This window comes from Kribbella pittospori (assembly GCF_004331465.1).
Lineage (GTDB): Bacteria > Actinomycetota > Actinomycetes > Propionibacteriales > Kribbellaceae > Kribbella > Kribbella pittospori.
Genome location: NZ_SJKB01000012.1, coordinates 227,056 through 247,634, shown reverse-complemented (window position 1 = coordinate 247,634; position 20,579 = coordinate 227,056). Strand labels below are relative to the sequence as shown.

Below are 20,579 nucleotides of genomic sequence, written 5' to 3'. Positions count from 1 at the left end.
TTGGGGTCTCCTCAGATCGGCCGTCGGCGGCTAGGGTGGCGTGGGGGTGGTGAGGTCACCAAACCCGTTGCTGACAAAGGGTTTCGGGCTGACGACGATTCGGTGCCGGGCTCCTGGTCCCGCGTGCCGTTCCAGGCCGGGGCCGACTTCGTCACGCACTTCGAGGGGGCACCACAGTGGGAATGATCACGACCAGCGACGGTACCGAGATCTTCTACAAGGACTGGGGCAGCGGTCAGCCGATCGTCTTCAGTCACGGTTGGCCGCTGTCGGCCGACGACTGGGACAACCAGATGCTGTTCTTCCTGCAGCAGGGGTACCGCGTCGTCGCGCACGACCGCCGCGGTCACGGCCGGTCGACGCAGACCGGCGACGGTCACGACATGGACCACTACGCCGACGACCTCGCCGCGGTCGTCGAGCATCTCGACCTGCACGACTGCATCCACGTCGGCCACTCGACCGGCGGCGGCGAGGTCACGCACTACCTCGCCCGGCACGGTGAGGCTCGCGCCGCCAAGGCCGCGCTGCTCTGCGCCGTACCGCCGTTGATGCTGAAGACCGACGCCAACCCGGACGGCCTGCCCAAAGAGGTCTTCGACGACCTGCAGGCGCAGCTGGCGGCGAACCGCTCGGAGTTCTACCGCGCGCTGCCGTCCGGACCGTTCTACGGGTTCAACCGACCCGGCGCCGAGTCCTCCGAGGCGGTCATCCAGAACTGGTGGCGCCAGGGAATGATGGGCGGGGCCAAGGCCCACTACGACGGGATCGTCGCGTTCTCCCAGACCGACTTCACCGAGGACCTGAAGCAGATCGGTATCCCGGTGCTGGTGGTCCACAGCGAGGACGACCAGATCGTTCCGTACGTCGCCTCCGGCCCGCGGTCCGCCGAGCTGTTGAAGAGCGGGATCCTGAAGACGTACAAGGACCTCCCCCACGGCTTGCCGACCACCCACGCCGACGTGGTCAACGCCGACCTGCTGGAGTTCTTCCAGTCCTAGTAGCGCCCTCCCCCGGCACCACCACACTCATCAACTGACTTCGTCATGCTCGCACGCCCTCCCGGCGACAGTCGCCTGACGAAAGGACCTGTCGATGAACAGGAACCGATCACCTCTCTTCCGTGTGTTGACCGTGCTCGCCGCCGTGCTGGGACTGGTGCTGACCGCGATAACCCCTGCGGCGGCGTCACACCCCGGCGGCCCGAAACCCACCATCGTGCTGGTCCACGGCGCCTGGGCCGACGGCTCCGGCTGGTCCAAGATCACCAGCCGGCTGCTGAACGACGGCTACACCGTCCGCGTGCCGCCGAACCCGCTGCGCAACCTCACCACCGACGCCGAAACCATCAGGAGCTTCCTGTCCACGTTGTCCGGACCCGTCGTACTGGTCGGCCATTCGTACGGCGGCGCCGTCATCACCAACGCGGCGACCGGCAACCCGAACGTCAAGGCGCTCGTGTACGTCGACGCCTTCGCACCCGCAGCAGGAGAAACGATCTTCCCGCTGGCCGGCGCCGACTCCGCACTGGCCGTCGACCCCACCACCGTCTTCGACTTCGTCCCGTACCCGGGTGCGCCCGCCGGTGACGTCGACCTCTACCTCAAGCGCGACACGTTCCTGACGTCGTTCGCGTCCGGCGTCCCACGCCACGAGGCCGAGCTCCTCTACCCGTCCCAGCGCCCGCTGACCTTGAGCGCCGGAAACACACCGTCCGGTACGCCGGCGTACCTGACCATCCCGTCCTGGTACGTCCTCGGCACCGGCGACCGCATCATCACCCCCGACGCCCAACTCTTCATGGCCACCCGAGCCAACGCCAAAATCACCAAAATCAAAGCCGGCCACCTGGGCCTCATCTCCAACCCCAGCCCCATAACCAAAGTCATAGAACAAGCCGCCCGCGCCACCCGCTGACGTCCCCCGTCAACCACACCGGCGCCGAGAGCAACCAACTCGGCGCCGGTTACTCAATTGCGTGGCGGCTGCGGATGGTGGTGGTTACGCTGCGGAACGTCGGGATGGTGGAAGGGGTTTGTGGTGGGTGTTGGGATTCGGGGTTTGCGGGAGGGGGATCCGGTGGTGATCTCCGGGGCGTTTACGGCTATTGGGTGGGACAAGCCGGTTGAGCAGTATGAGAACTATTTGGCTGAGCAGGCGGCCGGTGTGCGGGATGTGTTGGTGGCTACGGTCGATGGGGAGTTCGTCGGTTATGTGACGGTGCGGTGGGAGTCGGCGTACTTCGACGGGTTGCCGGAGATCCAGGACTTCAACGTGCTGCCGCCGTACCGGCGCCGCGGGATCGGGAGCGGACTGATGGACGCCGCCGAAGCATTGGTGGCGCAGCGATCCGCGGTGGTCGGGATCGGCGTCGGTCTGTACGCCGACTACGGCCAGGCCCAACGCATGTACGTCCGCCGCGGCTACCTCCCCGACGGCCGAGGCCTCATGTACGACAACAAACCAGTTGCCCCCGGCAACACAGTACGCCTCGACGACGAAGCCACCCTGATGTTCACCAAGTCACTCGTCTGACCCCGCGAAGGGGTGCGTCTCCACCCCGCATCGGGGGCGGGGTGGAGACGCGGCTGGGGTTAGTCGGGGATGGTGGTGAGGTTGAAGGCGTAGCGGGCGGTGGAGTCGGCGATGGCGTCGGAGTTGACGTCCAGGGCGGTGGCGTTGACGTTGGTCATGGTGTCGCACGCCTGGTGGTAGCAGACGTCGTACGCGACTCCCGGCGTACCGCCGAACAGGGCGGCTTCCTCAGGCGTCTTCTCGCCCTCGGCGCCGGTGAAGATGCCGCCGGCGGGGATGCCGGCCGCGATGAACGGGCCGTAGTCGGAGCGACCGTCGAAGTCGGTTCCGACGTGACCGAGGCCGTGGCTGTTGAAGAACGTCTCCAGCCGGTCCTCGATCTGAGCCGAGCCAGGCGGTCCGGCCGGTGCGCCGACCGCGTCGGAGTCGTCGCCGTCGTACAGCTTGTAGGCGAAGTTCGGCGAGGCGATCATGTCGAAGTTGAGGTACAGCCGGATCCGATCCCGGTCGGCCGCGGACAGCTTCGCGACGTACTGGTCCGACCCGAGCAGCCCGAGCTCCTCGGCGGCCCAGAACGCGAACCGGACCTTGTTCTTCACCGGGACCTTCGCGAGTTGCAGCGCGGTCTCCAGGATCGCGGCGGCACCGGAGCCGTTGTCGTTGATCCCCGGGCCTTCCGGCACGCTGTCGAGGTGGGCGCCGACCATGACCACGTTGTCCGGATCGCCCTTCGTGGTCTCGGCGATGACGTTGTAGTCGGTGCCGAGTTGCAGGTTCGCGTCGACCTTCAGATGGACGACCGCGCCCGGGTTGTTGGCCAGGTCGGTGCCGACGGAGAAGTCGGCGTACACCATCGGGATGCCGAGCCGCCATTCACCGAGGTCGAGCGGTCCCGCATCCGTCCGGCCCGGCTGGCCCTCGTTGAAGACGATGATCGCCGCGGCTCCGGCGTCGCGAGCGTTCTGCACCTTGGTGATGAACGGGCACGTGCCGCGCTGGACCAGCGCGATCCGGCCGGCCACGAACCCGGCGAAGTCCGACGCTTCGCACCCACTCGTCGACGTCGGGGTGGGTGTCGGCGGCAGGACCAGGTCGACCGCCTGGATCGGCGCCGTCACGTCACCTGAGGGCGATGGCTGGAAGGTGAAGAACTGATCGTTCGCTACGTACGTCGTACCGCCCGTTACCGCGAGCGTCGGCGGGCTGTTCTCCGTCCAGCTCTCGACGAAGTTGGCCGGATCGAGCTGGACCTTGTACCCCGCGGCGTCGAGCCGGAGAGCGACGTACGCAACCGAGAGGTCGTAGCCCTTGGTCCCGGCCGCACGAGTCCCGCCGGACGCGTTCGCGATCGACTGCAACGCGGCGAGGTGCTTCTCGACATTCTTGCCGTCGACTTTCTTGACCAGCTGCTTGGCGTAATGCTCGTCGCTCGGTACGGCGCTCGCCGGCGCCTGCAGCCCGGCGACCAGAGCGAGCACAACGGCGACGCCGATGACGCCACGACGACGATAGGGATGATGACGGAAAACACTCATGACTCCCCCACGAAGCGAACAGACCAGTCCCCCAGGCCCCACGCTGCTCGCAATCTAACCCGCCCGATCAGACGCGACCAGACCTCGCGATGGACCTGGCCGGATTCCTTGGTTTGTTGAGGTTCCGGAAGGGGGTGTCCGGAATGAGCTTTAGGTTGGAGGAATGGAGAATTCGATCGAGCAGGTGGATCTGCGGGGTGCGGTGGTTCGGGATGTGGATTTGCGTGGCGCGCGGTTCGAGCGGGTGAAGCTGCGTGGTGCGGTGATGCGCGGGATGAATCTCGAGCAGGTGCGGATCGACGGGGCCATCGAGGGTCTGGTGATCAACGGTGTCGAGGTTGAGGCCTATGTGAGCGACGAGTTGGACCGGCGGTATCCCGATCGCGTGAAGATGCGGCCGACCGACGTACCCGGGTTCCGCGAGGCGTGGGATGTGGTCGAGCAGCTGTGGGACGGGACGGTCGCGCGGGCCCGGAAGCTGCCGCCGGAGTTGCTGCACGAGAGCGTGGATGGGGAGTGGTCGTTCATCCAGACGCTGCGGCACCTCGCGTTCGCCACGGATGCGTGGATCTGTCGAGTGATCCAGGGTGAACCGTCACCATGGAATCCGCTCGATCTGCCGTTCGACGAAATGGCGGACACACCCGGCGTTCCACGGGATCGCGACGTACGTCCGTCCCTCGAGGAAGTCCTGGAGTTGCGTCAGAACCGGATGGCCGTCGTACGCCGATATGTCGACAACCTCACCGAGGACGCCCTGAACGCCGACACCACCCCCGTCGCCGGCCCCGGCTGGCCCCCACCCGACAACTACCCCGTCCGCGAGATCCTCCTCCTACTCCTCAACGAGGAATGGCAACACCGCCTCTACGCCGAGCGCGACCTCGCCGTACTCGAGTCCCCTAGCACCTAGTTGCCGACCGCAACCGGTCTGAGACGGGCTGAGGGGTTGCATGAGTGGGGGTTGGGGGGCACCTTCGGGGTAGGGGGTGGGGTTGATGTTGCTGGTTGTGGGTGGGACGGGTGACTTGGGCGGGCGGGTTGTTCGGCTGTTGGCGGGGGCTGGGCAGGAGGTGGCTTGCCTTGTGCGGCCGCAGTCGGACGGGAGTCGGCTGGAAGAAGTTGGGGCGAAGGTGGTTCGCGGGGATCTGACGGACGCCGCGAGTCTGCGGAAGGCGTGTGAGGGGGTCAGCACGGTTGTCGCCACTGCGACTGCGATCGCGAGACTGTTGGCGCGCGTACCGGGGCCGTCGCTGCACGAGGTCGACGAGGTGGGGATGGTTGCGCTGGTCGACGCAGCGGAAGCGGCCGGTGTGGAGCGGTTTGTCTACGTTTCGTACGCCGGTGTCGAGGCGGGGCTCGGCATACCGATCGAGCGCGCCAAGCTGGCTGTCGAAAAGCGGCTGAAGGGCTCGAGCATGCAGGCGGTCATCGTGCGGCCGGACGCCTTCCACGAGATTCATCTGGCACCACCGGGCCGGTTCGACATCGCCAACGGCAAGGTGTCGACCGTTGGGAAGGGCGACGCCAAGCAGCGCTGGGTGAGCACAGACGATGTCGCAGCTCTCGTCGCGGCGGTCGCGGTCGAGCCCGATCCGCCCGAGCTGATCGAGTTCGGTGGACCGGAGGCGCTCAGCCGGAACGAGACAGTCGCGATCGCTGAGCAGTTCGCCGGCCGGCGTGTGAAAGTGCAGCACATGCCGCGGTCCGTCGTCCGCGTGATGGTCCGCATCCTCAGTCGCTCCAACGACGGGATGGCGTCGGCGTTGGGCGTCGGCCTGCTCCAGGACCTGCACGACGCACCCTGGGACGACGAACCGTTGCGCAGCCGGGGCATCACGCCACGCTCGACGACCGACTACCTCCGCGACAGTACGAGCTAGGAATCGTCCGCGTGTCGATGGAAGACCTTCCAGGCGCCGGATTCGCGGCGGTAGAGCTGGGTGACGCGCAGCGTGTACTGGCGCGGCTCCCCCTCCCACCTCACGCCGACGTGTTCGTAGCCGATCGTGTACCCAACGTCCCCGCTGACGTCGGCCGAGAGCAGTTCGAAGGTGTACGACGTACAGTCGGTGAAGTTCTTCTCCAGCCGCCCGAAGATCTCCTCTGCCGCGGACGCCGTCGTTCCCGTCATCCAGGCACCGAACACCGTCACCGGATCGCGCACCGACCAGATCGCCCGCCGGGGCCCGGCATCACCGTTGAGAAGGGCAACTTCGGCCTCGCGCAGCTGCGTCCCCACCCAGTCCAGAAAGTCATCCCGTTCGCTCATGATCCCCTCCCTTTCCTTGCAGTGAACGGCATCCAGCTCCCGTCCACCAGGGACCGAAATCATGTGCTTCCGGGAGAAGACGCTGAACCCGCGGGCTCCGGCGGGCGTCAACCATTGCGGGCCGGATGAGAGGGTGGGCATGTGGATTGGGTGAGGCGGCAGGCAGGGTTGTTGCTGGGGTTGGGGCTCGTGTGCGGCCTCGGGTGGGCGATCGCGGTGTCGACGTCGATGCCGAGCTGGTTCGATCCGAGTGAGGCGTGTGCGAAGAAGCTCCACGGCGGCAGCCCGGACCACACGATCGATGTACACACGTCCTGGTTCCCGCCGTCGGCGAGCTGCGACTTCGGCGGCGGCGACGTACGCCAGTACATGTCGACGACCCGATCGACGGTGCTGTCCGTCCTCGGCGTACTGATCCTTGTCGTCCTGGTGACCGGCCTCGTGCTGACCATCAAGCGGCTGGCCGGCGAGCCAGGTCCGACCCGGCTCGCCGACGGAGTCGATCTCCGTCGGCGGAAGCGCAACCAGCTGACCTTCGGAGCCCTCGACGTTCTCATCGCCGTCGCGGTGCTGGTCTTCTTCAACGCGGTCGCGATCGTGCTCGGCGAGATCGTCGGCGGCGTCCTCTTCGTCGTCACCACGATCGCCGGACTCAGCGCGCTGTGCACCGCCCTCGATCGCCACATGGGTCCATTGCCCAGCACGGCGCTCGAGAGCCGGCGGCGAGGCACCGCCACAGGCGCGATCCTCTTCGGCGTGATCTTCACCGCGACCGCGGTCACCGGCCAGTTACCGTTCTTCCGGCTGTGGGCAGCCCCGCTGGCCGCCATCACGTACGCCGCCGTCGTACACCTCCAGTGGTCCCGGCAGCGCGATCCGGTGAACGCCTAGCCCGGCCAGCCCGGCTCGATGTTCTGGTTCAGGTGGAAGATGTTCTCGGGGTCGTACTCGCACTTCACCCGGGACAGCCGCTGGTAGTTCGCCTCACCGAATCCGGCGATGACCCGGTTCTGCCCCTCGTTGCCGATGAAGTTCAGGTACACGTACCCGGTCGCCCACTCCTTGAGGTCGGCGCACAGATCCCGCGCCCAGCGGATCCCGCGGGTGTCCTCGGCCGGATCCGCCCACAGCCCGAACGGATGTGCCACCCAGGCAGCCTGGCGGTGCGGCAGCGGCCATTTGTCCGCGCCCCGCAGTACCTCACCACCCCACGGCACGAGCAACTGCTGGGACGGCGACGGCGACGGCATGTCCACCACCCGATCGCAGAACGCCTGGATCGCCGGATCGGGCAGCGACGACAGGTGCTCGGCCGACCAGTAGTTGCGGAACCCGGGCGGATCGTCGAGCGCCGACTGCAGTACGTCGTACGGCATCTCCGCGACCATCTGCCCCTCTGGCGCGAGCGCGAAGATCGGCGCGAGCGCGTCCCGCAGCTCGGCCTCGCTGCCGGCGTAGACCGCGCCCACCGCGACGATGAGCTTGCCCTGCAGGTGTTGCGGCACGAAGTCCTCGGGCGGCGCGGTCAGATAGATCGCTCCGCCGCCGAGCTCCTCCGGCGCCCCCTGCTCGAGGAGATCCCGGTACGCGCCGATCACCGTCGGACCGGCATCGGCAGGCCACATCAGCATCGCGAGCGTGACCGCCGGCAACGGCTGGAGCTTGAACGTCATCGACGTCGCGACCCCGAAGTTCCCGCCACCACCGTGCAACGCCCAGAACAGCTCGGTGTTCTTCGTCTCGTCCGCGATGATCAATCGCCCGTCGGCAGTGACCAGCTCGACCGACACCAAGGCGTCGCAGGCCAGCCCGAACTTCCGTTCCAGCCAGCCCGATCCGCCACCGAGCGTGAGCCCGGCGACACCGGTCGTCGACACCCGGCCGCCCGTCGTGGCCAGCCAGTACGGCCGGCAGGCCCGGTCGAAGTCAGCCCACGTCGCGCCGCCGCCGACCCGCGCCAGCCGAGCTTCCGGGTCGATCTGTACGTCGTTCAGCCGCCGCAGGTCGACGACCAGACCACCCTCGGTGACTCCGGTCCCAGCGACGCCGTGCCCACCGCCGCGGACGGCGATCTCGAGGTTCTGGGCAACGCCGTACCGGACCGCCGCCTGGACGTCGGCCGCGGACTCGCACTGCGCGATCATCGCCGGCCGCTTGTCGACCATCGCGTTGAACACCGTCCGGGCGTCGTCGTACGCCGCGTCCCCGGACCGCAGGACCACTCCCCCGAATCCCTCGGGTCGCGCCCCCGGCGGCCGTTCGATCGTGTCGGACATGCTGATTTCCCCCTTGCACTAGCTCCCGCTCCCCCAGGTGCCACCCCGATCGTGCAACGCCGCCACCCACCGGTCAACGGCTGAACCGGGCGTCAGGGCTCGCCTCTCGGTTCGCTGCAGTAGCGAGCAGGTGCTCGGCGGAGTGCAGCGCAAGGCGATGTGCCCGCCGAGTGCCGCGCAGCACGCAGGGAACCGAGAGGCGTGCCCTAGGGCTCGGTAAGGTCGGAGTGTGAGCACAGCGGCGGTGATCGGTGGAGTGGGCCAGGTCCTGACCGACGACGAGGTGATGAGCTTCGTCGGCGACTCGTTGGCCGGGGCCGGACTGGACGGGCGCAGCGTCTGCGTGATCGTCCCGGACGCGACCCGGAGCTGCCCGCTTCCATTGCTGATGAAGGCGGTCCACCAGGCCCTCGACGGCCGGGTCAGCAAGCTCACCACCTTGGTTGCCCTGGGCACGCATGCGGAGATGACGCCGGATCAGCTGCGCGACCACCTCGGCGGCGAGTACGACGGCGTACTGAATCACGAGTGGTGGAAGCCGGACACGTTCGTCGACCTCGGCACCATCAGCGCGGACCGGGTCGGTGAGATCTCCGACGAGATGCTGCGCGACGAGGTCCCGGTCAAGCTCAACCGTGCCGTGGTCGAGCACGATGTCGCGCTGGTCGTCGGCCCGGTGTTCCCGCACGAGGTGGTCGGCTTCTCCGGCGGCAACAAGTACTTCTTCCCCGGCGTCGCCGGCCAGGAAGTGATCGACCTGTCGCACTGGCTCGGCGCCCTGATCACCAGCGCGCACATCATCGGTACGCCGGGCATCACGCCGGTGCGGGCGCTGATCGACGAGGCCGCGTCGCTGATCCCGGCGGAGAAGCTCGCGCTGTCCGTGGTCGCCCAGTCCGGCACGGATTCCCTGCACGCGATCGCCTTCGGCGACACCGCGTCCTCGTGGCGCGCGGCCGCCGACATCTCCGCGCACACCCACATCCGCTACCTGGACCAGCCGGTCCGGCGGGTGGTCTCGATGATGCCGGCGAAGTACGCCGACATCTGGACCGCGGCGAAGGGCTTCTACAAGGTCGAGCCGGTCGTCGCCGACGGCGGCGAGGTCATCCTGTACGCGCCGCACGTGACCCGGCTGGCCGCGATGCACCCGGAGATCGAGGAGATCGGGTACCACTGCCGCGACTACTTCATCGGCCAGTGGGAGAAGTTCCGCGACCTGCACTGGGGTGTGCTCGCGCACTCGACCCACCTCCGCGGCGCCGGCACCTGGGACCCGGCGACCGGCGAGCACCTCCGCGTCCAGGTCACCCTGGCCACCGGCATCCCGGAGGACGTCGTCCGCGGCGCCAACCTCGGCTACCTGGATCCGGCGAGCGTCGACCTGGCTGCCCTCGAGGAGGATCCTGACACCCTGGTCATCGCGAACGCCGGCGAAATCCTGCACCGGTTGGCGGACGCCAAACACTCATCAACGTGACCGATCGGCCCGGCTCCACGCTTGAGCGCGCCCGCTGACGCCCGTTGATGAGTGCTGGAGGTCCAACAGACTCGCCGGTAACCTTCGTCGGTATGACGGAGGTCGTGATCATCGGGGCCGGGTTCGCCGGGCTGTGCATGGGGATCAAACTGCGGCAGGCCGGATGCGAGGACTTCGTCATCCTGGAGCAGGCCGCCGCGCTCGGCGGCACCTGGCGGGACAACACGTATCCCGGCTGCGCCTGCGACATCCCGTCGTACCTCTACTCGTTCTCGTTCGAGCAGAACCCGCGCTGGACCCGCATGTTCGCGCCCTGGGACGAGATCCTCGGCTACCTCCAGCACTGCGCGGACAAGTACGGCATCACCCCGAAGATCCGGTACGGCGCCGAGGTGACCGAGGCGGCGTTCGACGAGGCCACCGGCCGGTGGACCGTGACCGTGAACGGCGACGAGACCATCGAGACCCAGGCCCTGGTGACCGGCGTCGGCAGCCTGCACGAACCCAAGCGGCCGGACCTCCCCGGCCTCGACTCCTTCACGGGTACCACGTTCCACTCGGCGCAATGGGATCACGGGCACGACCTGCGCGGTCGCAACGTCGCGGTGATCGGGACCGGCGCGTCCGCGATCCAGTTCGTGCCGCGGATCGCCTCGGAAGCGGGGCAACTGGACGTCTACCAGCGGACCGCGCCGTGGGTCATGTCCAAGCCAGACCGCGCAATCGGCCCCCGCGAGCGCCGGCTGCACGAACGGTTCCCAGCCGGACAGCGCCTGATCCGCAATGCCATCTACTGGGGTCTCGAGGGCCGCGGCGTCGGATTCGCAGGCAGCCCGAAGTTGATGAAAGGCCTTGAATTACAGGCGAAACGGCATCTCCGCAAGCAGGTGCCCGATCCGGACCTGCGGGCCAGGCTGACGCCGACATACCAGATCGGCTGCAAGCGGATCCTCTACTCCAACGACTACTACCCGGCGCTGTCCCGGTCGAACGTGGACCTGGTCACCACCCCCATCACCCGGGTCACCCCGACCGGCGTGGTCACCGCCGACGGGATCGAACGACCCTGCGACACGATCGTGCTCGGCACCGGGTTCGACGTGTCGGCGAACCTGACCCGGATGCCGATCCTGGGCAAGGACGGCGTCGACCTGGCCGAGCACTGGAAGCGCGAGGGGATCGGCGCGCACCTCGGCATCACCGTCGCCGGCTACCCGAACCTGTTCCTCCTGGCCGGCCCGAACACCTTGCTCGGCCACTCCTCAATGGTGTTCATGATCGAGGCCCAGGTGCGCTACGTGATGCAGGCCCTGCACCTGCTCCGCCGCCGCGGAGCGTCGTACGTCGAGGTCCGCGAGGAAGCGCAGGAGCGGTTCGTCAGCGGGATCCAGGCGGAGCTCGGCGACACCGTCTGGCAGTCCGGCTGCAGCAGTTGGTATCTCGACGCGGCCGGGCGCAACTCGACGATCTGGCCGGAGTTCACGGTCTCGTACTGGCGCCGTACCCGGCGGCTGGATCCCGCCGACTTCGTGCTGGTCCATTAGGGGTTTACCCGCACTCCCGAAGTAGGAGTAGCCGGGCTCCGGCGTACGACCTTGGGATGAAGGCAAGACCGGTCCGAGGGCCGATGTCTGAACGGCCCCGCTGAAGGATTCTTGAGGTATGGAAATTCTTCAGATTGCCGGAGCGGCGGCGATCGTGATCGGCATCGTGGTCACGGTCCTGCTCGCCATCGTGCCCTCGGTCGTAGACCGATAAGTCTCCCCCGGTGGGGAGTCAGCCAGCGCGGTCATGCACCGCGCGGATGTCAGTCGGCGGACAGGTGGACCAGGAGGTCCTGACGGGTCAGGACGCCCACCGGTTTGCCGTCGTCCAGAACCATCAGAGCATCGCGGTCCTCGAGCAACTGGACCGCCCGGGTGACCGGTTCGCCGGCACCCAGGGACGGCAGCGCGGGGTCCATGTGCTGCTCGACCATGTCGGCCAGCCGGGCCTTGCCGGAGTACAGGGCGTCCATCAGCGTCCGCTCCGACACCGCTCCGGCGACCTCGGCCGCCATCACCGGTGGCTCCGCCCGGACCACCGGAATCTGCGAGACGCCGTACTCGCGCAGGATCTCGACCGCCTCGGCGATCGTCTCGTGCGGGTGCGTGTGCACCATCGGCGGCAAGCTGCCGTCCTTGCCGGCCAGGATCTCACCGAGCGTGACGCCCTGCCGGGTGTGCGCGAGGAACCCGTACTGCGCCAGCCAGTCGTCGTTGAACACCTTCGTCAGGTAGCCGCGGCCGCCGTCGGGCAGCAGGACCACGACGACAGCTTCGGGATCGTCGAGTTCGTGCGCGAGCCGGATCGCGGCCGCCGCTGCCATGCCTGCGGAGCCGCCGACCAGCATCGCTTCCTCGCGCGCCAGCCGCCGGGTCAGCGCGAACGAGTCCGCGTCCGAGACCTCGATCACGCGGTCGCAGATGTCCCGGTCGTACGTCTCCGGCCAGAAGTCCTCACCGACGCCCTCGACCAGGTAAGGCCGGCCGGTGCCACCGGAGTACACCGAGCCCTCCGGGTCCGCGCCGATGATCTGCACCCGGCCGCCGGAGACCTCCTTCAGGTACTTGCCGGTGCCGCTGATCGTGCCGCCCGTGCCGACGCCCGCGACGAAGTGGGTGATCTTCCCCTCGGTCTGCTCCCACAACTCCGGACCCGTGGTCTCGTAATGGGAGCGGGGATTGTTCTGGTTGGCGTACTGGTTCGGCTTCCAGGCGCCGTCGATCTCGCGGACCAGCCGGTCGGAGACGTTGTAGTACGAGTCCGGGTGCTCCGGTGCCACCGCGGTCGGGCAGACCACAACCTCGGCGCCGTACGCCTTCAGGACGTTGCGCTTGTCCTCACTCACCTTGTCCGGGCAGACGAAGACGCACTTGTAGCCCTTCTGCTGGGCGACCATGGCCAGCCCCACCCCGGTGTTGCCGGACGTCGGCTCGACGATCGTGCCGCCCGGCTTGAGCTCGCCGGAGGCTTCCGCGGCCTCGATCATCCGGACCGCGATCCGGTCCTTCACCGAGCCGCCGGGGTTGAAGTATTCGACCTTCGCCAGCACCAGCGGCTTGGCGCCGTCGGTCGTACTCCCCAGCTTGACGAGTGGGGTGTTGCCGACCAGGTCCAGGAGTGAGTTCGCGTAGCGCACGTCCTAACTGTAGTGCTGTTGCTGGTGGAGAGTTGGGCGCGTCTTTGCCGTATTTCACTTGCTTGTCTGTCACAGCGTGTAATCCTGGAGACATGACAAGAGCCCGGGCCGCGAAGCGACTGGCCCAGGCCGCAGCCTTCGGGGGCGGGGGACTCGGACTCATCGGTGCCACGTTGTACGGCGTACTGACCGCTGAGGCCGAGTACGCGAAGCGCGTGATCGGGCCGATGCGTTATTACCCCACTCCGGGCGACGGCCTGTACGGCCGGTATCCAGGAAGACCGATCACGTTCGCCATGCTCGGCGACTCCAGTGCCGCCGGCTACGGCACCGAGTCGCCGGACGAGACTCCCGGGGTGCTGCTTGCCTCCGGCCTCGCCGACCTGGCCAATCGGCCGGTGCGGCTGGTCGACGTGGCGAAGACCGGCGCGAAGTCGACCGACCTCGCCGCGCAGGTGGACGCCGCGCTGCAGGCCGGGCCGCACATCGCGGTCATCCTGATCGGCGTGAACGACGTGAAGGCGAAGATGCCGCCCTCCACCTCCGTTCGGCTGCTCACCGCCGCGGTCCGCAGGTTGCGGGCCGCGAACTGTGAGGTGGTGGTGGGCACCTGCCCAGACCTGGGTGTGGTCCGGACGATCATGCCGCCGCTGCGGCAGGTCGCCCGGTCCTGGAGTCACCGGCTGGCCGCCGCTCAGACCATCGCAGTGGTCGAGGCAGGCGGCCGGACTGTGTCTTTGGGCTCATTGCTCGGCGAGGTGTTCCGGACCAACCCGTCGATGTGGGGCCGGGACAACTTCCACCCCTCGGCCACCGGGTACGCCGCCGCGTCCGCCGCGCTGCTGCCGTCGGTCGCCGCCGCGATGGGAGTCGGGCCGGAGTCGTTCGTGCATCCGGAGCCGTTCCGGGGCGAGGCGATCCTGCCGATCGCGGAGGCCGCCGTCCAGGCCGCCCGGACGGCCGGCACCGAAGTCGCCGCGACCGAAGTCGCCGGACGAGAGCGTGGCCCGCGGGGTAAATGGGCCTCCTTGCGCCACCGCCGCCGCCACCCGAAGGCCGAGGTCGACCGGGTCGACGAGGACACCAGCGAGACGACCGACGCCGTACCGGTCGGAAGCTAACGGCGGCAGCGGGTTGGGACGATTTCGTGCGTCCGCTGAGCGGGGACATTCATAGCGGAAGTCTTGCCTGCGGGTGTCCTCGTGGTGCACAGTCGATAACTACGCGGTACCCCGATGACGGGAGGCGAAGATGGGCTTGAGCCACTCCGAGGAGACGCATCAGCGTCTGGTGGAGAGGGTGCCCAGATGCACCGGACGTGAGATGACCGAGTGGTTCCAGCTGATGAACGACGGACCGTCGTTCCTGCGCTTCGATGACCGAGTGAGATGGCTCTCCAGCGAGTACGCCCTCGCGCATGGGCACGCAACCGCCATCGTTCACGAGTACGACCTGGTCCGGGCGCACCGGCGAATGAGCTGACCCCCGAAGGAGAACCTCAAAAGACCTGCCCTTTCAGGTGGAAGGGCGGGTCTTCGCCGTTTCCGGGGGTGTCACAGGTCGGTGAGCACGGCGACCTCGTTGCCTTCCGGGTCGGTGAGCAGGTGTGGGTTCTCGGGCGCGACTCGGCCGCCGGCTGCTAGCGCCGCATCGATGCGGGACCGGGCCTGGTCGTGGGGGACGGCTAGTTCTAGGTGGAGGCGGTTGCGGTGGTGGTGGCGGGGCTTGTCGGCTGGGTCTAGTTGCTGGAAGAACAGGACCGGGTTGATCCGGCGCGGATCGTAGATGTCGGACAGGAACTGACGCGGGTCGTGCTCGTAGCCGAGCAGGGCTGTCCAGAACGCGCGGACTGCTGGTACGTCGAGCGCGTCGAAGCCGAGTTGGACGAAGCGCAGGCGCGTGGGATCGGCGGAGAGTCCCAACTCACCGGCCGCCTTCTGGATCCCAGCGGCCAGGTCGACGAACGCGGGCCGAGGTGCGCCCTCGTCGTCCTCCCACAGGTCCTTTCCGCTGTCGATCGTGACGCCGTCCGGACGTACGTCGATCAGGACCGGCACACCACTGTCGTCCGCCAACCGGGCGACCGCCGCGACCAGGCTGACGGCCTGCTCGGCCGACGTGGTCGGGTAGAACGTCATCGCGCCGAAGATCGTCAGCCAGTCGGTGGTCTCCTCCGAGAGCTCACCACCGGGAACCACGTCGGCCTCGTTGCCCTCGGCGTCGGCGAGCGTCAACTCGTACGCGCCGAACGACTCCTGACCGACTGCGACCTTGACCGCGTCCACCGCCGCAGGCTCCCGGCCGACGTCGACGTGGATCCGGTTGCGCAGCGGCTGCGGCTCATCCAGCCCGCGGAACGACAGGGCTGGATCACGCCGCAACGGATCCCGGAGACCGTCCGCACCGACCGGCTCATAAGCCAGCGTGGTCTGCCAGAAAGCCTTCACCGAAGGTATGTCCGCAGCATCGATCACCAGCCGCATGACCTGCAACGCCGCCGGATCCGCCACCAGACCCAACTCCCGAGCCGCCGCCGAGACCCCACCGGCCAGCGCCACATCAGCCTCAGCGGGTCCGCGGAGTCGCACCCGCACACCATTGACTCGCAGGTCCACATCCGGCAGAGCGCCATCGCCCGTCAGAGCGGCGATCCGGTCGACCAGCGCCGCTCCCGCGCTGTGCGTCGGCGCGTCGTACCAAGCACTCGCCCCACCATCAACCACTCGCCAGTCGGCTTGCTCGAGCTCGGCGGCGGTCACGCGTTCCTCGGTCATGGCCTGAGGCTAGAGCAACATCCGGACGATCCCCATCCGGAATCCCGAAGTACTGCAAAAGCCGAAGGGCCGGTCCACCTGGGCCGGCCCTTCGGATGTCGTGATGAGCGTAAGGTCAGTCGCCGCCGCGCAGGATCGCGAGGATGCGCAGCAGGTTCCAGTACAGCCAGACCAGCGTGACGGTCAGGCCGAACGCGGCCCGCCAGGCCTCGCTCTGCGGGGCGCCGTGGCGGACACCCTGCTCGATCATGTCGAAGTCGAGGATCAGGTTGAAGACCGCCAGCCCGGCGCCGAGCGCGGCGAACAGCAGACCCATCGGGCCGAAGCCGCTGATTCCGGAGTTGAAGCCGAACAGGCTCGCGATCAGGTTCAGGACGAGCACACCGGCGAAGCCCATCGTCGCGATGATCACCATCTTGGTGAACCGCGGCGTGACCTTGATCGCGAAGTACTTGTACGTCGCGAGCGTCAGCCCGGCGGTCACGAGCGTGGCCAGCACCGCCTGCACGATGATGCCGGAGTCACCGACCCAGTTCGCGATGAACTTGCTGCCGATCCCGAGGAACACGCCCTCGGCGGCGGCGTACAGCATCACCAGCACCGGGTTGACCCGGCGCGAGAAGGACAGCACCATCGCCAGCGCGAACGCGACCAGGGCACCGGCCAGGAACGCCGGGGTGACCACGCTGGTCGGGATGGTCTTCCAGGCGATCGCGGCGACGACCGTGACGACGCCCAGCGTCGCCGCGGTCCGGACGATCACGTCGTCCATGGTCATGGGGCGGCTGTCGGCCGGCGCGCCTTGGTACTGCTGGGGCGGCATACCCGGGCCGCCGTACTGGCCCGGCTGCTGGTAGGGACCCGGCTGACCGTACGGAGCTGCCCCGGGATAGGCCTGGCCTTGGCCAGGCGCGAACGCACTCGACCGGTTCAGGACCGGGTTACTGCTCTGCATGTCTGTCAATCCTCCTGGTGACCCACATCCGGGGCCGTAGCGAGATACTACGGTCCCACCCTTAACAACATCTGAGAATCACTCGTCTGTTCCCCAACCGAAACCCCCACCCGGCAAACGGTTGCACAACTCAATCAGGCACGGATGGGATTGCGCGAAATCCACCTCAAGCGGTCCGCCGGAGTCGCCGGCGCGCCGCTGAGAAGCCACCGCAGGTTACGTCGCTTCCACCACAGATCCGGCCGGTACGGCTGGTCGTCGTACCACTGCAACGCCTCACGCACCTGTTCCCGTCCGAGCACCTCGCTCAGCGTGATGGTGCACAAAGCCATCGGGCCGACCGGACCCGGCGGCGCCATCCAGATGCAATCCTCTTGTCTGTGCCTTCGACCCACGTGATCGGGGGTGCCGAGTGGCCCGTCCGGGCCGCCAGTTCGCCGACCCGGTCGGCGAATTGCTGTTCATCCACCAGCGCATGATGACGTACGACTCGCCGCGGCGCCAGGTAGACGCGGCTCGGCGTCGTACCTGTATGGGCAGGTACGACGCCTTGCCGGGCGGCCACCCGGGACGTGGTGCTCCCGCAGGCCGGTCAGAGGTGCGGGTGGAGGGGTTCCTGGGTGGAGAGGGCGGCGCCGACCTGGTCGGCCAGGGCCACCGCGACGAGGCGCTGCTCGAGATCGGGGCGGGCGATCCGGGCAGCGGCGGTGAGGAGGAAGCGGCCGCGGGTCGCGCCGGCGTGGTGGACGGAAAGCTCGATCTCGGAGTTCGTCGGCAGACCGTCACGCTCGACCTTGAGCACATGCCCGCCGCGCGTCACAGTCCCATCCGCATTCAACTGCGGCGCTGACGTCTGCTTGTCCCCGGCAACGAACTTCGTCCCGTCGATCCCCAGTACGGCGGTCAGTTCCGCCCGCACGTGGTCGATCAAATCATCGGCTGACCCACCAGTCGCAACGGCCTGGGAGGTCGTGATCACACCATCGAGATAGCCGCGGTGGCGCGACGCCCGGGCTTGTTGCCGACGGCCCCAGATCGCGATCTCGCTCACGACGACACCGATCAGAACCAGCAGGATCGTGGTCTCGACGTCGTCGCGGCTGTCGATGGTGAACGTGTTGTAAGGCACGGTCAGGAAGAAGTCGAACCACACTGCGCTCGACACCGCGGCGAGTACGCCGGCCCGCCGGATCCCGAAGGCGGCGACTGCCACGATCACCACAGCCAGCAGCAGTGCGGCGTTGGCGTTGTCGAAGCTGTCGCGGAACGGCGTCAGCAGTGCGCAGACTGCAGGCGGTGCGAGCAGCGAGGCCGCCAGCACGGGATTGCGGTAACTCTCCACACCTCCATTGATGCTCGCCGCACCCCGCCCGATCAACCCTTCTCACAGACGTCTATCAGACTCGGATGAAATCGGGTGGCCGATCCGCGGTGCCGGGCCTAGGTTGGGTTGCCATGGCCTATCGGATCCGGCCGGCCACGCCGGCAGATTTTGAGTTCCTGACCGACGTGGTGCTCGAGGCGACTCGGGCGCAGGGGCGGTTTCCGGCGGATTTCGACGAGGCTGCGTGGCGGGCGGGGTTCGTCGGATGGTCCGCCGAGCTGGCCGAGGGGCCGTCGGCTTTGTGCGTGGTCGAGGTCGATGGGCGTTCCGCGGGCCGGCTGCGGGTCAGCCGTACGCCCGAAGCCGTCGAGTTGAACGGGATCCAGCTCCATCCGTCGGTGCAGAACCACGGCATCGGTACGTCGATCATCGCGGAACTGAAGTCCGAGGCGTCGGCCCGCGGCGTACCGCTGGAGCTGCGTGTCGAGCGGAACAACCCGGACGCGCGCCGGCTGTACGACCGGCTCGGGTTCACGAAGGTCGGGGAGGACGGTGAGGAGGACGTGATGCAGTGGTCGAAGGCCTCGCATCAGAACCAGCTGTGGGACACGGATACGGCACAGCGGTACGACACTCCTGGGACGGGGATGTTCGCTGACTCGGTGCTGGGGCCGACGGCGGATCGGTTGGCCGAGCTCGCGGGTGACGGGCGGGCGCTGGAGTTTGCCATCGGCACCGGCCGGGTCGCCATTCCGCTGGCGGAGCGCGGCGTACCGGTGAGCGGGATCGAGTTGTCGACGGCAATGATCGAGCAGCTGCGCACCAAGGTCGATGAGGACGCGATCCCGGTCGTCGCCGGCGACATGTCCGCCGTACGGGTGCCGGGTGAGTTCAGCCTTGTCTACTTGGTCTTCAACACGATCTCGAACCTGCTCTCGCAGGAGGAGCAGGTCGCCTGCTTCCGCAACGCCGCGCGCCACCTCAGCGCCAGCGGCCGCTTCGTGATCGAACTCTGGGTCCCTGAACTGCGCCGTCTCCCACCCGGAACGCCCGCCACCGTCGGCGTGGCCGAGTCCCGCTACATCCTCCTCGACACGTACGACGTACTGAAGCAGCACGTCGTCTCGCACCACTTCCACTTCACCGAGGGCAGCACCCAGGCCGAGCTCTTCCGCACCCCACACCGCTACATCTGGCCTGCCGAGCTCGACCTCATGGCCCAACTCGCCGGCTTCACCCTCGAGTCCCGCCACGCCGACTGGTCCGGCTCCGCGTTCACGGCCGACTCGCCCAGCCACGTGTCCGTGTACCGCCTCGGGACTGGAGACTGAGCCCATGTCCGCCGACCCGCTGTTCACCCGACTGGCGCCCGTACTGAACGTCTCCGACCTCGCCGCCGAACGGGAGTTCTACGAGAAGCTCGGACTGCCGGTCATCTACGAGGGCGAGGAGTACCCGGACTTCATCGCCTTCGGCACCGACACGATCCACTTCGGCATCCAGCAGGCGACCGGCGACAACGACCCACCCAGCGTCCTCACCTGGCAGATCGCCGTCTCCGACATCGACGCCGTCGCCGACCGCTGCAAAGCCGCCGGCCTCCAGTACGAACTGGAAGTCAACCAACCCACCCCCACCTGGAAATACCGCCGCCTCCTCCTCCAAACCCCCAGCGGCTACCGCCTGGCCCTGGAAGGCGAGTCGGAGTGACACAGTCCGACTACGCAATCTTTCTGAACGGTGGATTCGGAGCCGGCAAATCATCCGCCCTCGAGCATGTCGGGGATCTGCTCGCGACAGCAGGTACGCCCTTCAGCCTGATGGACGTTGACTGGTTCCACCGCTCCTGGCCGCCCGCCGATCCGGACAACGCTTTGATCGAGGCTCACAACATCGCCGCAGTCTGGAAGTGCTATCAATCCGCAGGGCCACGCCAGCTGGTCATGTGCGGGGTGATCTCAACCGCAGCTGATCGAGAGCGGTACGCAGCCGCAGTCGAGCGCCGCATTCGCATGGTTCGTCTCACCGCCGATCCCGGCATCATCAGGAAACGACTGCGCGGCCGCTACAGCGCGAGCCAGCGATCGGCGCTGGAGTGGCACCTCGAGCGGTGCGACGAGATCGCCGCCCGCCTCGAGGCCGCGGATCTGGACGAGTTGGTCATCAATACCAGCACGCTCGAGCCGCACGAGGTCGCTGAGCGCACCCTGCGCCACTTCGGCCTACTGGACACCTGTTGACGGGTGC

The 20,579-nt window shown here is 67.7% G+C and carries 21 protein-coding genes; 13 read left to right on the top strand and 8 right to left on the bottom strand.

Features of this window, described 5'->3' with window-relative positions:
• Positions 1-182 precede the first annotated feature (182 nt).
• The 3 genes from E0H73_RS33365 to E0H73_RS33355 all read left to right on the top strand — a co-directional run bounded on the left by E0H73_RS33365 (position 183) and on the right by E0H73_RS33355 (position 2,535).
• Entirely contained in the window at positions 183-1,001 is an 819-nt protein-coding gene (locus tag E0H73_RS33365) for an alpha/beta fold hydrolase (RefSeq protein WP_238164428.1), read from the top strand.
• 94 nt (positions 1,002-1,095) lie between these two features.
• A complete protein-coding gene (locus tag E0H73_RS33360; RefSeq protein WP_131363108.1) occupies positions 1,096-1,917 on the top strand; it encodes an alpha/beta fold hydrolase in 822 nt (273 codons plus the stop codon).
• Positions 1,918-2,037: 120 nt separating this feature from the next.
• Positions 2,038-2,535 (top strand): GNAT family N-acetyltransferase, encoded by a 498-nt coding sequence (locus E0H73_RS33355; RefSeq protein WP_337590334.1) that lies wholly within the window; start codon positions 2,038-2,040, stop codon positions 2,533-2,535.
• Between the two features lie 59 nt (positions 2,536-2,594).
• Here the strand turns inward: E0H73_RS33355 and E0H73_RS33350 are convergent, their stop codons facing one another.
• Complete coding sequence (locus E0H73_RS33350) at positions 2,595-4,070, bottom strand: M28 family metallopeptidase (protein WP_131363106.1); 1,476 nt, start codon at positions 4,068-4,070, stop codon at positions 2,595-2,597.
• 163 nt (positions 4,071-4,233) lie between these two features.
• On the opposite strand from E0H73_RS33350, the gene E0H73_RS33345 reads away from it, so the two are divergent.
• Positions 4,234-4,983, top strand: a complete 750-nt coding sequence (locus tag E0H73_RS33345; protein ID WP_131363104.1) for a DinB family protein — start codon at positions 4,234-4,236, stop codon at positions 4,981-4,983.
• An 85-nt stretch (positions 4,984-5,068) separates the two neighbouring features.
• Positions 5,069-5,953, top strand: a complete 885-nt coding sequence (locus E0H73_RS33340) for an SDR family oxidoreductase (RefSeq protein ID WP_131363102.1) — start codon at positions 5,069-5,071, stop codon at positions 5,951-5,953.
• On the opposite strand, the gene E0H73_RS33335 is transcribed toward E0H73_RS33340, so the two are convergent.
• A complete protein-coding gene (locus E0H73_RS33335; RefSeq protein WP_131363100.1) occupies positions 5,950-6,342 on the bottom strand; it encodes a nuclear transport factor 2 family protein in 393 nt (130 codons plus the stop codon). The genes E0H73_RS33340 and E0H73_RS33335 overlap by 4 nt on opposite strands.
• Before the next feature lie 150 nt (positions 6,343-6,492).
• Between E0H73_RS33335 and E0H73_RS33330 the strand changes: the two genes are divergently transcribed.
• Positions 6,493-7,233 carry a hypothetical protein gene (locus tag E0H73_RS33330; RefSeq protein ID WP_131363098.1) on the top strand — a complete coding sequence of 247 codons (741 nt, stop codon included), beginning with the start codon at positions 6,493-6,495 and terminating at the stop codon, positions 7,231-7,233.
• Here E0H73_RS33330 and E0H73_RS33325 read toward each other — a convergent pair.
• Positions 7,230-8,618 carry an FAD-binding oxidoreductase gene (locus tag E0H73_RS33325; RefSeq protein WP_131363096.1) on the bottom strand — a complete coding sequence of 463 codons (1,389 nt, stop codon included), beginning with the start codon at positions 8,616-8,618 and terminating at the stop codon, positions 7,230-7,232. The two genes, E0H73_RS33330 and E0H73_RS33325, sit on opposite strands and share 4 nt — an antisense overlap.
• A gap of 229 nt (positions 8,619-8,847) precedes the next feature.
• Between E0H73_RS33325 and E0H73_RS33320 the strand changes: the two genes are divergently transcribed.
• Positions 8,848-10,098: a lactate racemase domain-containing protein gene (locus E0H73_RS33320; RefSeq protein ID WP_238164427.1), complete on the top strand. Its 1,251-nt coding sequence runs from the start codon at positions 8,848-8,850 to the stop codon at positions 10,096-10,098.
• 92 nt (positions 10,099-10,190) lie between these two features.
• On the top strand, positions 10,191-11,642 hold the full coding sequence (locus tag E0H73_RS33315; protein WP_131363094.1) for a flavin-containing monooxygenase: 1,452 nt from the start codon (positions 10,191-10,193) through the stop codon (positions 11,640-11,642).
• 263 nt (positions 11,643-11,905) lie between these two features.
• Here the strand turns inward: E0H73_RS33315 and E0H73_RS33310 are convergent, their stop codons facing one another.
• Positions 11,906-13,279 (bottom strand): cystathionine beta-synthase, encoded by a 1,374-nt coding sequence (locus E0H73_RS33310; protein WP_131363091.1) that lies wholly within the window; start codon positions 13,277-13,279, stop codon positions 11,906-11,908.
• Positions 13,280-13,371: 92 nt separating this feature from the next.
• On the opposite strand from E0H73_RS33310, the gene E0H73_RS33305 reads away from it, so the two are divergent.
• Together E0H73_RS33305 and E0H73_RS33300 are read left to right on the top strand one after the other, a co-directional pair.
• Entirely contained in the window at positions 13,372-14,400 is a 1,029-nt protein-coding gene (locus tag E0H73_RS33305) for an SGNH/GDSL hydrolase family protein (protein WP_131363089.1), read from the top strand.
• A gap of 130 nt (positions 14,401-14,530) precedes the next feature.
• Positions 14,531-14,761 carry a DUF4287 domain-containing protein gene (locus tag E0H73_RS33300; protein ID WP_131363087.1) on the top strand — a complete coding sequence of 77 codons (231 nt, stop codon included), beginning with the start codon at positions 14,531-14,533 and terminating at the stop codon, positions 14,759-14,761.
• Positions 14,762-14,832: 71 nt separating this feature from the next.
• Here the strand turns inward: E0H73_RS33300 and E0H73_RS33295 are convergent, their stop codons facing one another.
• The 4 genes from E0H73_RS33295 to E0H73_RS33280 all read right to left on the bottom strand — a co-directional run bounded on the left by E0H73_RS33295 (position 14,833) and on the right by E0H73_RS33280 (position 18,350).
• Complete coding sequence (locus E0H73_RS33295; protein ID WP_131363085.1) at positions 14,833-16,053, bottom strand: VOC family protein; 1,221 nt, start codon at positions 16,051-16,053, stop codon at positions 14,833-14,835.
• A gap of 115 nt (positions 16,054-16,168) precedes the next feature.
• Positions 16,169-17,008, bottom strand: a complete 840-nt coding sequence (locus tag E0H73_RS33290) for a Bax inhibitor-1/YccA family protein (protein ID WP_131363083.1) — start codon at positions 17,006-17,008, stop codon at positions 16,169-16,171.
• A gap of 134 nt (positions 17,009-17,142) precedes the next feature.
• Positions 17,143-17,367: a hypothetical protein gene (locus E0H73_RS33285; RefSeq protein ID WP_131363081.1), complete on the bottom strand. Its 225-nt coding sequence runs from the start codon at positions 17,365-17,367 to the stop codon at positions 17,143-17,145.
• A gap of 233 nt (positions 17,368-17,600) precedes the next feature.
• The gene (locus E0H73_RS33280) at positions 17,601-18,350 is read right to left on the bottom strand and encodes a DUF4118 domain-containing protein (RefSeq protein WP_131363079.1); all 750 of its coding nucleotides are present in this window, start codon (positions 18,348-18,350) and stop codon (positions 17,601-17,603) included.
• Positions 18,351-18,463: 113 nt separating this feature from the next.
• Here E0H73_RS33280 and E0H73_RS46140 point away from each other — a divergent pair, with 113 nt between their 5' ends.
• The 3 genes from E0H73_RS46140 to E0H73_RS33265 are packed head-to-tail and all read left to right on the top strand — an operon-like array spanning position 18,464 to position 20,572.
• Positions 18,464-19,663: a bifunctional GNAT family N-acetyltransferase/class I SAM-dependent methyltransferase gene (locus tag E0H73_RS46140; RefSeq protein WP_165555916.1), complete on the top strand. Its 1,200-nt coding sequence runs from the start codon at positions 18,464-18,466 to the stop codon at positions 19,661-19,663.
• Between the two features lie 4 nt (positions 19,664-19,667).
• Positions 19,668-20,042, top strand: a complete 375-nt coding sequence (locus tag E0H73_RS33270; RefSeq protein ID WP_131363077.1) for a VOC family protein — start codon at positions 19,668-19,670, stop codon at positions 20,040-20,042.
• A complete protein-coding gene (locus E0H73_RS33265; protein WP_131363075.1) occupies positions 20,039-20,572 on the top strand; it encodes a hypothetical protein in 534 nt (177 codons plus the stop codon). Before E0H73_RS33270 ends, E0H73_RS33265 begins: the two co-directional genes overlap by 4 nt.
• The last annotated feature ends 7 nt before the right edge of the window (positions 20,573-20,579 follow it).